We start from the raw sequence: 14,230 nt of genomic DNA, 5'->3' as shown, positions 1-14,230 counted from the left end.
ATGAAAAAAAGAATATCGTTTTATACAGTTGATTTGTGTAAAGGTAGGGAATATTTAATGCCTTGGCGTACTATTCTTGAAGTAGCTAAAAGAATAAATGACAAGGATAATGATGCAATAATCATTAATGCGTGTTACAACGAGAATGAAAGAACTGATTTTGAATGGAATGGTGTAAAAATCAAAGCTATTTCTCCAGGATATTTAGAATTGTCTCATTTCATAAAAAAAGCATCTGTTGATGTTTTATTTATGGAAGTTAAATGGCGTGACGGCTTAAAGTACTGGAAAGATATCCAATCGTTAAAATGTAAGAAAATAGCATATTTCAGTGGTGGTGTATATAGCTTAAGTAACTCCTTAAAACTCCTTTCAATCTCTAATTTTAGTTTGTCAAAACCATATTTGATTGAAAGTGTTGTCCCTAAGTGTTTATTAAAAAACAAACTTAAAAAATCAAATTTCAGTTCTGCTATAGGTTTGACAGAATATACATCTCAAATAGCTATCCAGAATGGAATCAAAAATGTAGAAACAATATATCCGGGCAAAGATGAATTTGAATACATAAGTACTGACAACAGTATATTATCAAAATATGATTTAAACGACAAAAAATTCTTACTATTTACAGGTGCACCTATTGCCTTTAGAGGATCATCGGAATTGATAAAAGCTATTGATAGATTAAACATCAGTGATATTCATCTTGTAATGTTGATGCGTTTAGATAAGGGTACTCAATCTGATGAGTTCCTAAAAGCTTTAAATTCAATGAAGAATCGTAATAGGATTACTATCATTGATGAAAAACTATCAAGAGAACAATTAAAAGCATTTTTTTGTAAAGCATATTGTGCCATATTGCCATTTATAGTAATACCAAGCGAAGTTCCTTTAACTTATTTTGAAATCATGAGTTGCGGAACTCCTATCATTAGTTTTAATAATTGCGGGACTACAGAATATTTGAAAAAAGGCCTAATATTAAGTCGTTTAAATATAAAAGATTTAATAAAATCAATAGAGAATTTATGGTATAACGAAAAAATAAGAATTGAAAAGTCTAAAATGGCATTAGACCTAATGGAAAAACATCCAGATTGGAATTTCATAGCTAATGAATGGAAAAAACTTTTATAGAGTATTATGACCAAATATATTATAATATCAGGAATTGATGGTAGTGGTAAAACTACTGTTATCAACAATCTAAAAGAGATTCTTGAAAAAGAAGGGAAATCGGTTGATTATATATGGATGAGGTATAATCACTATTTATTGCGAGTAATGAATGCTTTAGCAAGAGTATTAGGTTTAAGTGTAAAGGTTCATAATGCAATGGGAAATGTATGGGAACATCGTTTATATAAAATGAGATGGTTTTGTTGGTTATATGTAAGAGCTTCTTATTTTGATAATCTTTTTGCTGTAAGAAAAGTAAGAAAATTAAAATCAGATTATGTAATCTGTGACAGATGGATAAATGATATTCTTATAGACTTGGGAGCTGAATGTAGGATGATGGACATACTCGATTCTAAGTGGTATAATAAATTTCATAATATATTGCCTAAAAACAGTTTTCAATTTGTGGTAAAAAGAGACATTAAAGATGTTTTGGATTGTAGATTGGAAAATCACACAAATCCAGATTTTAAATATAGATTTGAGCTTTATCAGCAATTAATGGCCAAAAAAGGAATAATAACAGTTGACAATACAGGAAGCTTAGAAAATAGTGTTTCCCAAATATTAAAAGTTTTACAATGAAAGTTCTAAATATTATATGGAAATTTACTACTGGTGGTATAGGAAAATGTTTCCTAATATATGATAAATGTTCAGAGGTCGATAATGATGTGAAAGTCATATCGGCTTGTGTTGATCCTATTAATTGTAAATACGATAGAAAGCCTCTTTATGATATTAATGCTCGTATATTAAAAATTAAAAACAGGAAAGATTTTAGTTGGATTGGTAAAATCTACAATTTGATAATTGATGAAAAGCCGGATATTATTTTTACGCATGGATTATATGGAGCTATTATCATTGAAGTAACTAAATTTTTTCATCCTAAAATAAAAAATATACCGGTTGTTATCAGTTTTCATGGGTTATATAATCCTCCAACATGGAAGACTGCTATTCTTACAAGTTTTTTTAATAAACTCATTGCATTTATTTGTAAATATAGAGCAACTAAAGTGGTTATAGTTTCTAAATTTGCTGGAGAATATTTGTTGAAAAATGGTGTTAGTCCTGATAAATTACATTTGGTTTATAATGGATTAAAGGAACATATTGAATCAAAAAGTCCTGTTGTTTTAGATAAAAGTTTTGTAAATATCGGATTTGCTGGAAGAATAGATGAGATAAAAGGTATTAAATATTTGTTAGAAGCTATAGCTTCATTAAAAAAAGAAATTAATACAAAAATCAAATTATATATTATTGGTGACGGTCCTCTTTTAAACGAAATGTTTTTTTTATCCAGGACCTTGGAGATCACGGATATTATTGAATTTAAAGGATATCAAAATAATATTCCTGACTGGCTTAATAGTTTAGATATTTTTGTATTACCTTCTTTGCAAGAGAATCATTCTATTGCATTATTAGAAGCAATGAGAGCTGGATGTGCTATAGTCTGTACTAATATTGGGGGAAATCCAGAAACAGTTAACAATGAAAGAGAAGCACTCCTCGTTCCATCTAAAGATTCTATGGCTATCAAAAAAGCGATGAAAAGATTAATCGAATCTGAAGAATTAAGAACATATTTGGGGAATAATGCAAAATTGCGTTTTTTGAATACTTTTACTGAAGAAAAGACGAAAAGAAGTTTAGTAAATTGTTTTAAGTCAATTTTAGGAGATAGCAGAAAATAATATGAATAAAAGTATAAAGATATGCTTAGCCTGTTCTGCAGGGGGGCATTTAAGAGAATTGCAATTAGCTATAGGAGATTTACCAAACAAATGGCATTGTTATTGGTTAACATTAAAGACAACTTCAACCAAAGCTTTTTTGAAAGACAAAGAGCACGTGTTTTTAACCAATTTTCAGCCTGCAAAAAAATGGACATTATTAGTAAATTGTATTCAAGCCTTATTTTGGGTACTTGTAAAAAGACCTGATGTAATAATTACTACTGGGGCTGGAGTAACAGTTCCTACAGTTTTTTTTGCCAAGAAGTTATTGGGAACAAAGATTATTTTTATTAATTCTGCTGCGGATGTCACTCATGCATCAAAAACTCCTATTTGGATAGAAAAATATGCTGATTTGTTTTTAGTTCAATGGGAGGAGATGAAAGAGATATTTCCTAATGCAATACATATAGGTGTGTTATGATTTTTGTTAGTTTAGGTACAATGGATATGCCTTTTTATCGTATGGCAAAAGCTGTAGATGAATGGGCAGCTACAACAGAAGAAAGAATTGTAGTTCAGACTGGTTATACGGATTACGAATATAAGAATATAAATGATGTTTTTCGTTTCTGTACTAAAGATGAAATGCAGAAATATATTGATGAAGCTAATATTCTGATTCTTCAAGGTGGTTGGGGTACTATATCCGAAGCAATAGAGAAAAAAAAGAGAATCGTAGTCATTCCACGTTATGATAAGACGGAACATATTCATGATCAGTTTCAATTAATAAGAAAACTTGATAGCCTTGGATGTGTTATTGGAGTTTTTGATGAAAAGGATTTGTCAGAAAAAATAGAAAAAGCCAAAACTTTTGATTTTAAACAGATAAAAAAAGGTAATGCTCAAAGTTTAATAGAAGAAACATTGAGAAAATGGTTTAATTGTAGATAGTCTTGTAAATAGATAATATACTCTATAGAATAGTATTGGATATGAAAGTTTCAATTATTACATCGTGCTTCAACCGTGAAGCAACTATAGGTCAGGCAATAGAAAGTGTACTGGCACAGGATTATCCGAACATAGAATATATTGTAGTAGATGGAGCGAGTAAAGATAAGTCACTGGAGGTGATAAACAGATATAAAGACCGTATAGCAACTATCATATCGGAACCTGACCGTGGTATGTATGAGGGTATAAACAAGGGTATCAGGGCTGCTACAGGGGATATAGTGGGGTTGCTGCATAGTGATGACTTTCTCTACTCTACCGACATTATCTCTAAAATAGTTAAGAGGTTTGAAGAGACCGGAGCGGACTTCCTATATGGGGACGGTCTGTTTGTGGATTTCAATAACACGGACAGGGTGATACGTAACTGGATTGGTGGATCATATTCTAAATGGAAGGTGCGCAACGGATGGCTGCCATTACACCCTACCTGCTATATAAAACGGTCGGCTATAGAACGATACGGACTGTATGACGAAAGTTACAAAATAGCGGCAGATTCGGATTTCCTGTTCCGATACCTGTATGAGGCGGATCTGAAGGTTTCTTACTTGAAACAGTATATAGTGAGAATGCGTATGGGAGGACTTTCAACAGACAGCAAGAAACGTAAACAAATGTGGGAGGAGGATATACGCATGTATCGTAGTCATGGGTTGAACCCAACACTGACAAAGCTGGAGAAAATGGCTTGGAAGGTTCCGCAATTTGTTTCAGCTTTTTTTAAATAAGAATGATTTTAAAATACTTATATTATAATGTGTAATAAAAATATTGCTGTAGCCGGAACAGGCTATGTAGGATTGTCAATAGCTACTTTATTGGCTCAACACAATAATGTGATAGCCGTGGATGTGATACCTGAAAAGGTGGAAAAAATAAACAACAGGATAAGTCCTATACAGGATGAATATATAGAGAAGTATCTTGCTGAAAAGGAACTTAATCTGACTGCTACTCTTGATGGGGCAGCCGCATACAGAAATGCAGAATTTATTGTGATTGCGGCTCCTACAAACTATGATCCGGTGAAGAACTTCTTTGATACAAGCCATATAGAGGAGGTTATAGACCTGGTTCTGGAAGTAAATCCGGATGCGGTGATGGTTATAAAAAGTACAATTCCTGTAGGGTATTGCAGAAGTCTGTATGTGAAGTATGCTAAGGTTTATAGTGAGAACCCAAAGCTGAAGGGAAAGAAGTTTAATTTGTTGTTCTCTCCGGAATTCCTTAGGGAAAGCAAGGCTCTCTATGATAACCTGTATCCTTCGAGGATAATTGTGGGAATACCGAAATTCATTGAAGGTAAGGACGAGGAAAACAGGGCTATAAACAGTATAGCAGGTGAACATCTTGAAGATGCTGCAAGGACATTTGCGGCTTTGCTTCAACAGGGGGCATTAAAAGAGAATATTGATACTCTGTTTATGGGTATGAAGGAAGCGGAAGCTGTGAAACTGTTTGCCAATACTTATCTTGCACTTCGCGTTTCTTATTTTAATGAACTGGATACATATGCGGAAATGAAAGGTCTGGATACTCAGGCTATAATAAAGGGTATCAGTCTCGATCCGCGTATAGGCGACCATTATAATAATCCTTCTTTCGGATATGGAGGTTATTGTCTTCCGAAGGATACGAAACAACTTCTTGCCAACTATGAGGATGTACCGGAAAATCTGATTGAGGCTATTGTAGAGTCGAACCGTACGAGAAAGGATTTCATAGCGGATCAGGTATTGAAGAAGGCTGGATATTACTCTGATAACGCACAATGGAACTCTACAAATGAGAAGGAATGCGTTATAGGTGTGTATAGGCTAACAATGAAATCGAACAGCGATAATTTCCGTCAGAGTTCTATTCAGGGGGTAATGAAACGTATAAAGGCTAAAGGTGCAACAGTGATTATCTATGAACCTACTCTGGAGGATGGAAGTACATTCTTCGGATCAAGAGTGGTAAACTCGCTGGATGAATTCAAAAAAATGTCGGCTGCCATTATAGCCAACAGATATGACGCTTGTCTGGACGATGTGAAAGACAAGGTTTATACACGTGATATTTTCAAAAGGGATTGATCATCTCCAATATGGATATAAACAGTTTGTTTTTTTCTCTCCTGCGTTTCGGCGCAGGACTGAATGACAGTATAGAATTGCCCGTAATGAACAGATCATTATGGGCTTCTGTATTCTCTATGGCACAGAAGCAGGCTGTGGCAGGGATAATGATGGATGCGGTGAACAGGCTGCCGGAAGATGCACAGAAACCAGACCGTGACCTGCTGATGAAACTGATTTCTCTCGGAATAGAGATAGAGAAGAAGAACAGACTGGTAAACAGTGAAGCGGTTAAGTGGAACGGTTTCTTCCGTGAAAAGGGGTATGGTGCAATATTGCTGAAAGGTCAAGGTGTGGCATGCCTCTACCCTAACCTGCTACACAGGTCGCCGGGGGATATTGATATGTGGGTGACCGGCAATAAAAAAGAAATAAGGAAACTGGCTCGTGAGGAACTGGGAGCAAAGGACTTCACGTATCATCATATAGGCATCCATAATATTGGGGTAACGGAATTGGAGATTCATACTACCCCGTCGTGGATGTACTCGTATTCCAGGAACAGGAAACTGCAAAGGATGTTCAGGGCATGGGCGGATTCATGCAAGGAGATTGAACTGCCTGATGCAGGACGTGTGTGCGTGCCTTCTGACGAAATGAACAGGGTGTATCTGCTGGTGCATATATACAGACATGTGTTCAGTGAGGGTATAGGACTGAGACAGATGACGGATTATGCGATGCTGCTGAACAGGGGATGCAGTGATGATGATAAGGCGGTATTTGCCGGATATATGAAAGAGCTGAATATGTACGGATTTGCAGGGGCAGTGATGTACGTGATGAAAAAGGTGTTCGGACTGAAAGACGAATGTCTGCTTGTGGAGCCTGACACAGAAAAAGGGGAAAAACTGCTGGCCTCGATAATGGAAGGCGGTAACTTCGGAATGTACGACAGTTCGATAGACAGAACAATAAAGAAAGATTCGGCAATGAGCTTTCTAACTAGGAACGCAAGAAACTTCAGGCTGCTGAGAGAATATCCGGAAGAAGTGTTGTGGAGTCCGATATTCAAGATATGGCACTGGATATGGAGGAAAATAAAATGATTTATTGCACAATCCGTTAAGATGGACTAATTTTGTTGGCAAAATAAGTAAAAAAATAAATATTATGAAGAAATTACTCTCTCTCCCACCCAATCTGGTGGAGTGTTTTCACGATATAATGAACGCGGACAGAAAGGAATGGTTCTGCACTTCGGATCCTGTAGGAAAGAAACTGGGATCGGGCGGCGGAACGACATGGCTGCTGGATGAATGCAGAAAGAACGAGGCGGACGGACAGGACGTGATGGAATGGCTGGGACGCGAAAAGAGAATACTGCTGCATGCGGGGGGACAGAGCAGACGTCTGCCGGCTTATGCTCCGTCGGGAAAGATTCTGACGCCGATACCGGTGTTCAGATGGGCACGCGGACAGAAGATTACGCAGACTCTTCTTGATCTGCAGCTGCCGCTGTACGAGGAGATAATGGAGAAGGCTCCAAAAGGGCTGAACACGCTGATTGCAAGCGGCGACGTGTATATAAGGGCGAAGGAACAGCTGCAGGAGATACCGGAGGCTGACGTGGTGTGCTACGGACTGTGGGAGGATCCGCAGCTGATGAAGAACCACGGGGTGTTCGTGGCATCGAGAAAATCGCCTGAGAAGCTGGAATTCATGATGCAGAAACCGAGTGTGGAGGAGATGGCGGCGCTGATGAAGGATTATCTGTTCATGATGGATATAGGCATATGGCTGCTGAGCGACAGGGCCGTGAAGCTGATGATGGATCGTTCGAAGGACGGTAACGGGGAGATGAAATTCTATGACATGTACTCGGAATTCGGTCTGGCTCTTGGTGAGAAGCCGAGAATTGAGGACAGGGAACTGAACAGCCTGAAGGTGGTGGTGCTGCCGCTGCCGGGAGGGGAATTCCATCATTACGGAACGAGCAGGGAGATGATTTCATCTACGCTGACGGTGCAGAACTGTGTGATGGATCAGAGGGCGATAATGCATCATAAGGTGAAACCGCATCCGGCGGCTTTCGTACAGAACGCGGTGATAAACATTGGTCTGACGGAGAAGAATGCGGAGATATGGATTGAGAACAGCTTCGTAGGCAAGGAATGGAAACTTACGAGCAGAAATATAATTACGGGCGTACCGGAAAATGACTGGGCTTTGTCGCTTGGTGAAGGTGTGTGCATAGACGTTGTGCCGATGGGCGAAAAATCGTATGTGGCAAGGCCTTACGGATTTGAGGACAAGTTCAAGGGAGACATGAGGGATGCCTCTACCCTGTTCATGGGACGTCCTGCCGCACAATGGCTGGAGGAAAGGGGGCTGAAGGCTGATGACATAGCGGGAAGCACGGACTTGCAGAGTGCGGAGATTTTCCCTGTGACGGACAATATAGATGATCTGGGCTGTGTATTGGCGTGGATGACATGTAAGGCTGATGATGTACGAGGAAAGAAGATATGGACGGAGGCACGCAAGATGTCTGCCGACGGCATATCGGCATATGCAAACCTGAGAAGACTGACAGCACAGCGGAAGGCTTTCAGAATGGAGAACCTGGTGACTCTGGCCAAGAACCATGAGAGAAGTGTGTTCTATCAGATGGATCTGGAACAGGCGGCAGAGGATTTTGCAAAGGGTGGAATGGATCTGCCGGAGAAATTGCCGGAGGATACGCTGCTGCTGAAAAAGATAGGCGACGGTATGTTCCGCGCAAGGGTGATGGAGATTAAGGGTAACCCTGAGGCGAAGGCTATGGAGGACAGGGCTTTCGGACTGATGCGCGCGGGACTGACGGGTGTGATGGATCTGAGACAGAGACCGGCGATGGCTGTGTATGCGGATCAGATAGTATGGGGACGCAGCCCTGTGAGGATTGACCTGGCTGGTGGATGGACTGACACTCCGCCTTTCAGCGTGATGGAGGGCGGCAATGTGGTGAACATAGCAATAGAACTGAACGGACAGCCGCCTTTGCAGGCTTATGTGAAACCGTCGGACAATTATAATATTATACTGCGTTCCATTGATCTGGGGGCTGCGGAGGTGATTACTTCGTACGAGGAGCTGAGGGATTTCAGGAAGGTGGGCTCGCCTTTCTCCATTCCTAAGGCGGCTCTGGCTCTGGCAGGATTCCTGCCGGAATTCTGCATGGATGCTTATGCTTCGCTGGAGGAACAGCTGAAGGCGTTCGGCAAGGGTATTGAGGTGACTTTGCTTTCTGCGGTTCCTGCGGGTTCGGGACTGGGTACAAGCTCTATACTGGCGGCTACTGTGCTGGGGGCTCTGAATGATTTCTGCGGACTGAACTGGGACAGACAGGCTATCGGCAACAGGACTCTGATTCTGGAACAGATGCTCACTACGGGCGGCGGATGGCAGGATCAGTATGGCGGAGTGCTGCAGGGGGTGAAACTGCTGCAGACGGCTCCGGGATGGAAGCAGGAACCTGCGGTGAAGTGGATGCCGGACTATATATTCAGGAATGAGGAGTATGCGAAGTGTCATCTGCTGTATTACACGGGTATCACGCGTACGGCAAAGGGTATCCTGGCGGAGATAGTCAAGGGTATGTTCCTGAACTCGGAAAAGCATCTGAGGATTCTGGATGCGATGAAGGGGCATGCGCTGGAGATGTATGACGCCATTATAAGGAATAACTTCGATGGTATGGGACGTCTGGTAAGGAAGACATGGCAGCAGAACATGGCTCTGGACAGCGGTACCAATCCTGAGGCGGTGAGAAGGATGACCGCGATGATAGACGACCTGTGTCTGGGATATAAGCTGCCGGGTGCAGGCGGAGGCGGATATCTGTATATGGTGGCAAAGGATCAGGAGGCGGCTGCCAGAATAAGAAGGATTCTGAACGAAAACAGGATGAACGACAAGGCGAGGTTTGTGGATATGAGACTTTCGGACAGGGGGCTGGAGGTGAGCAGGAGCTGATGATAATTAAGAATTAAAAATTAAAAATTAAAAATTAAAAAGGGGACAAGGCTTCAGTTACAAGGGGACAAGGTTATACATACGGTCAACGGAGTTAAAGCCTCGTTAACTTGTCAACTAGTAACTAGTCAACTAACAACTAAAAACTCAAAATCATATGAAAAGGAATATCGCGGTGGCAGGAACAGGTTATGTAGGACTGTCAATAGCAACATTGCTGGCACAGCATCACAGGGTGATGGCTGTGGATGTAATACCTGAAAAGGTAGAAAAAATTAATAACCGTATTTCACCTATACAGGATGATTACATAGAGAAGTATCTGGCAGAAAAGGAACTGGATCTGACTGCCACACTGGACGGTGAAGCGGCATACAGGGATGCGGACTTTGTGGTGATAGCGGCTCCTACAAACTATGATCCGGTGAAGAACTATTTTGACACCAGTCATGTGGAGGAGGTTATCGACCTGGTGAGAAGTGTTAACCAAAAGGCTGTGATGGTGATAAAGAGTACTATTCCGGTGGGATACTGCGAAGGACTGTACAAGAAGTATGGAAGGGATCTGAAACTGCTGTTCTCGCCTGAGTTTCTGCGTGAGAGCAAGGCGCTGTATGACAACCTCTACCCCAGCCGTATAATAGTGGGATGTCCGAAGGAGGAAGTTTGTGACCATGCGGAGGAACTGAAAGAGTCTGCAAAGGCTTTTGCGGGTCTGCTGCAGGAGGGTGCGCTGAAAGAGAATATCGACACTCTGTTTATGGGACTGACTGAAGCTGAAGCGGTGAAGCTGTTTGCAAACACTTATCTGGCACTGAGGGTTTCGTACTTCAACGAGCTGGACACTTACGCTGAGATGAAGGGGCTGAACACTGTGGATATAATAAACGGTATTAGCCTGGACCCGAGAATAGGCAATCACTATAACAATCCGTCGTTCGGATATGGAGGTTACTGTCTGCCTAAGGATACTAAGCAGCTGCTTGCCAACTATGCGGATGTGCCGGAGAACCTGATTCATGCGATAGTGGAATCGAACCGTACAAGAAAGGATTTCATTGCGGATCAGGTGCTGAAAATGGCGGGATATTACACTGCGAACTCGCAATGGAACATGGGCAACGAAAAGAACGTGGTTATCGGTGTATATAGGCTTACAATGAAATCGAACAGTGACAACTTCCGACAGAGCTCTATTCAGGGCGTGATGAAGCGTATCAAGGCGAAAGGTGCTACGGTAATAATATATGAGCCGACATTGGAGGACGGAACAACTTTCTTCGGTTCGAAGGTGGTGAACGATATGGAGGAATTCAAGAGACTGTCCGGGGCGATAATAGCGAACAGATATGACTCGTGTCTGGACGATGTGAAACAGAAAGTCTATACAAGGGATATCTTCAAAAGGGATTAACAGTTTTTCTTAATATAAAGAAAGAAAATTGCCTATAAAAATAAAAAAATGTCTGTTTTTTTATTCTAAGACAAAATAAGTTATAACTTTGCGGCATCAAACATATACTAATGATTATGAAAAAAGTAATTTTGACTATTGTAGCTGCTGCATTTGCAGGATTTGCAGGTGCACAGGAAAAGGTAACAGTGGGGAATAAATTTCTGGACAATTGGTATTTCGGTATAAACGGAGGATGGGAACATCAATTGGGAGAAACTTATAAAAACTCAGACAGAAACGGAGGTTTGGTGGGCTTTGAGCTTGGCAAACAGGCCACTCCGGTATTGGGAGTTTCATTCCAGGCATTGACAGGTTTCAACACTACTTACAGCGTAAATGCATTCGACGAACTGCAGTTCTTGATTAACGGTAAGGTGAACTTCTCAAACCTTCTGCTTGGCGCAAAGGAAGAACCGAGACTGTTTGAAGTGGAAGGTTTCCTTGGTGTAGGTGGAGGAAGAGAATTCTTCGCTGCAAGACAGAGAGATGATAATAACTACTTCCTTTACAGAGCTGGTTTGAGCCTTAACTTCAACATGGGCAAGGAAAAACAGTGGACTCTGAGCGTAAGACCGGCACTGGTGACAAAACTTGGTGACAGCGATCCGAGAAATACTAACTTTGAACTTATGGCCGGTTTGGTTTATCACTTCAAGAACTCCAACGGAAAGCGTTATCCGTCAGTGATGATGGCATACAGCCAGGCTGACGTGGACAGACTGAACGGAGAAATCAACGACATGAGAAGAAGAAATGAAGGTCTGGAAAAAGAAGTGGCTGACGCCAAGAGAAAGAACGAAGACCTGGTAAGCGCACTGAAGGATTGCAACAAGATTGCCGAGACTGCCAAACAACAGAATTTCGACAAGTCTATGGAACCTGTAGTTTCATTCAGACAGGGTAAGGATATGGTGGATGCACAACAGCTTTCAAACATTGAAAACATTGCAAACTACATGAAGAAATATCCTGAAGTGAAACTTGACGTGAAAGGATATGCTTCACCTGAAGGTAATGCGCAGTTCAACCAGAAACTGTCTGAAAGACGTGCAAACACTGTCAAGGAAATCCTGGTGAACAGATATGGCATTGAAGCTGACAGAATAACTGCAACCGGTATGGGTGTAGGTGACAAGTTCAGCAAACCAGAAATGAACAGAGCTATCATAGCTACTTTCAGCAAATAATTCTCCTGATGAGAACTCTATAATATAATAAATACGCCGGATTCTAAATACTTCTAAAAAAGGTCTTTACAATCCGGCGTTTATCTTTCCGATAAAGGTATCTTGCCTACTTTAATTTCTATTACTTCTTAACTTCTATAATTCTAAAATCAAACACATGGTAAATTCAAGCAGTTACGATAAATATCTGAATACGGTACTCATAGCTTTCGAGACATTGCTATGCGGTGGCCTGTTTCTGGTATATATAAAACTGACACAAGATACAAACTATGAAAAGGTTATGATATCGCCCACTATACAGGTGGCGATGATGGTAATGCTGATTTATGCAATCTGTGCTTCTATAGTGGGAGTGGTATTGTTTAAAAGAAAAGTTCTGGCATATGAAATTATATCGAAGGTGTTCAAGACTGTATGCCTGTTCGGAATATCGTCAGTTTATATTCTGAGGTACGGACACTTTATGGATTCATGGTCATACATGTATGGCATTTATATATTATCTGTAATGATACTTCTGTTTGCGGAAAGACTTACATGGAGATTCCTGATAAAAAGATACAGGACGCGGGGTGGAAATCTGAGATTCGTAGTCCTGGTGGGAAGCAGCAGAAGCATGAGGGAACTGTATGATGAGATAGTAAGTCAGGGCTGGGCCGGTTATAATGTTCTGGGATATTTCGACTATGAAAAGAATGAATTGATGCCTGAGGGGTGCAGGTATCTTGGAAAGCCGGATGAATTGGAGGATTTCATAAAGAATAACAGAAACGTGCACTATCTGTATTGTGGATTGAGAGATAATCACAGCAAGGACATTGTTAACATCATAACTCTGTGTGAAAACAATATAATAAGGTTTTTCAGTGTCCCGAACATGCACAACTATCTGCAGAACAAGGTTTATCTGGGTTTTATGGGGAACGTGCCTATATTGAAGCTGAGAGAGGATCCGATGTCGAGAATAGGAAATAAGTTGCTGAAAAGGGCTTTTGACCTGGTGTTCTCCACTCTGTTCTTATGTACGGTATTCCCTATCGTACTGATTATAGTGACTATTGTGACGAAAATCACAATGCCGGGACCGGTGTTCTTCAGACAAAAAAGAAACGGACTGAACGACAAGGAATTCTACTGTCTGAAATTCAGAAGCATGAAGGTGAATGCCGATGCGGACAGGCTGCAGGCCACAAAGGATGACCCAAGAAAGACAAAATGGGGAAACATAATGAGAAAAACGAATATAGACGAGTTGCCGCAGTTTATCAATGTATTCATGGGCGACATGAGTGTAGTGGGCCCTAGACCGCACATGCTGAAGCATACGATAGAATATTCGAAACTGATAGACAAATATATGGTGAGACATCTGGTGAAGCCGGGAATAACGGGATGGAGCCAGGTGACAGGTTACAGAGGGGAAACAAAGGAGCTGAAGGATATGCAGGGAAGAATAAAGGGGGATATATGGTACATAGAAAACTGGTCGTTCTGGCTGGATCTGTACATTATATACAAAACTGTGGCAAATGTGTTTAAGGGCGAAGAAAAAGCTTATTGATATATAGAATGTAAACGCAGGTGAGACGAATACTCCACCGGCGGAGA

12 protein-coding genes are annotated in these 14,230 nt (G+C 40.8%); all 12 read left to right on the top strand.

Going from position 1 to position 14,230, the window contains the following annotated elements; translation table 11 throughout:
- Complete coding sequence (locus tag OCV82_RS01000; protein WP_154042677.1) at positions 1–1,143, top strand: glycosyltransferase; 1,143 nt, start codon at positions 1–3, stop codon at positions 1,141–1,143.
- Between the two features lie 6 nt (positions 1,144–1,149).
- The gene (locus tag OCV82_RS00995; RefSeq protein WP_154042676.1) at positions 1,150–1,773 is read left to right on the top strand and encodes a nucleoside/nucleotide kinase family protein; all 624 of its coding nucleotides are present in this window, start codon (positions 1,150–1,152) and stop codon (positions 1,771–1,773) included.
- On the top strand, positions 1,770–2,894 hold the full coding sequence (locus OCV82_RS00990) for a glycosyltransferase family 4 protein (RefSeq protein ID WP_154042675.1): 1,125 nt from the start codon (positions 1,770–1,772) through the stop codon (positions 2,892–2,894). Before OCV82_RS00995 ends, OCV82_RS00990 begins: the two co-directional genes overlap by 4 nt.
- A 1-nt stretch (position 2,895) precedes the next feature.
- The gene (locus OCV82_RS00985) at positions 2,896–3,360 is read left to right on the top strand and encodes a glycosyltransferase family protein (protein ID WP_154042674.1); all 465 of its coding nucleotides are present in this window, start codon (positions 2,896–2,898) and stop codon (positions 3,358–3,360) included.
- Positions 3,357–3,833, top strand: coding sequence for a glycosyltransferase (locus OCV82_RS00980; RefSeq protein ID WP_154042673.1), 477 nt, complete (start codon positions 3,357–3,359; stop codon positions 3,831–3,833). Before OCV82_RS00985 ends, OCV82_RS00980 begins: the two co-directional genes overlap by 4 nt.
- Positions 3,834–3,874: 41 nt before the next feature.
- Positions 3,875–4,627: a glycosyltransferase family 2 protein gene (locus OCV82_RS00975; RefSeq protein WP_154042672.1), complete on the top strand. Its 753-nt coding sequence runs from the start codon at positions 3,875–3,877 to the stop codon at positions 4,625–4,627.
- A 27-nt stretch (positions 4,628–4,654) separates the two neighbouring features.
- Complete coding sequence (locus OCV82_RS00970) at positions 4,655–5,977, top strand: nucleotide sugar dehydrogenase (RefSeq protein WP_154042671.1); 1,323 nt, start codon at positions 4,655–4,657, stop codon at positions 5,975–5,977.
- Positions 5,978–5,988: 11 nt separating this feature from the next.
- Positions 5,989–7,068, top strand: coding sequence for a nucleotidyltransferase family protein (locus OCV82_RS00965; RefSeq protein WP_154042670.1), 1,080 nt, complete (start codon positions 5,989–5,991; stop codon positions 7,066–7,068).
- 43 nt (positions 7,069–7,111) lie between these two features.
- Entirely contained in the window at positions 7,112–9,976 is a 2,865-nt protein-coding gene (locus OCV82_RS00960) for a bifunctional fucokinase/fucose-1-phosphate guanylyltransferase (RefSeq protein WP_262542862.1), read from the top strand.
- A gap of 157 nt (positions 9,977–10,133) precedes the next feature.
- Complete coding sequence (locus tag OCV82_RS00955) at positions 10,134–11,390, top strand: nucleotide sugar dehydrogenase (RefSeq protein WP_154042668.1); 1,257 nt, start codon at positions 10,134–10,136, stop codon at positions 11,388–11,390.
- Between the two features lie 116 nt (positions 11,391–11,506).
- On the top strand, positions 11,507–12,619 hold the full coding sequence (locus OCV82_RS00950; protein ID WP_262542717.1) for an OmpA family protein: 1,113 nt from the start codon (positions 11,507–11,509) through the stop codon (positions 12,617–12,619).
- Positions 12,620–12,776: 157 nt separating this feature from the next.
- The gene (locus OCV82_RS00945) at positions 12,777–14,183 is read left to right on the top strand and encodes an undecaprenyl-phosphate glucose phosphotransferase (protein WP_154042666.1); all 1,407 of its coding nucleotides are present in this window, start codon (positions 12,777–12,779) and stop codon (positions 14,181–14,183) included.
- Positions 14,184–14,230: the final 47 nt, after the last annotated feature.

It is taken from the genome of Bacteroides cellulolyticus, from assembly GCF_025567135.1.
Taxonomy (GTDB): domain Bacteria; phylum Bacteroidota; class Bacteroidia; order Bacteroidales; family Bacteroidaceae; genus Phocaeicola; species Phocaeicola cellulolyticus.
The sequence above is the reverse complement of the archived record's forward strand: the minus strand, read 5'-3'. Positions and strand labels throughout refer to the sequence as shown.

Excerpts from the sequence above, each read along its gene's own strand:
- OCV82_RS01000 (WP_154042677.1), top strand. The coding sequence starts at position 1 with ATGAAAAAAAGAATATCGTTTTATACAGTTGATTTGTGTAAAGGTAGG.
- OCV82_RS00995 (WP_154042676.1), top strand. The coding sequence starts at position 1,150 with ATGACCAAATATATTATAATATCAGGAATTGATGGTAGTGGTAAAACT.
- OCV82_RS00990 (WP_154042675.1), top strand. The coding sequence starts at position 1,770 with ATGAAAGTTCTAAATATTATATGGAAATTTACTACTGGTGGTATAGGA.
- OCV82_RS00985 (WP_154042674.1), top strand. The coding sequence starts at position 2,896 with ATGAATAAAAGTATAAAGATATGCTTAGCCTGTTCTGCAGGGGGGCAT.
- OCV82_RS00980 (WP_154042673.1), top strand. The coding sequence starts at position 3,357 with ATGATTTTTGTTAGTTTAGGTACAATGGATATGCCTTTTTATCGTATG.
- OCV82_RS00975 (WP_154042672.1), top strand. The coding sequence starts at position 3,875 with ATGAAAGTTTCAATTATTACATCGTGCTTCAACCGTGAAGCAACTATA.
- OCV82_RS00970 (WP_154042671.1), top strand. The coding sequence starts at position 4,655 with ATGTGTAATAAAAATATTGCTGTAGCCGGAACAGGCTATGTAGGATTG.
- OCV82_RS00965 (WP_154042670.1), top strand. The coding sequence starts at position 5,989 with ATGGATATAAACAGTTTGTTTTTTTCTCTCCTGCGTTTCGGCGCAGGA.
- OCV82_RS00955 (WP_154042668.1), top strand. The coding sequence starts at position 10,134 with ATGAAAAGGAATATCGCGGTGGCAGGAACAGGTTATGTAGGACTGTCA.
- OCV82_RS00950 (WP_262542717.1), top strand. The coding sequence starts at position 11,507 with ATGAAAAAAGTAATTTTGACTATTGTAGCTGCTGCATTTGCAGGATTT.
- OCV82_RS00945 (WP_154042666.1), top strand. The coding sequence starts at position 12,777 with ATGGTAAATTCAAGCAGTTACGATAAATATCTGAATACGGTACTCATA.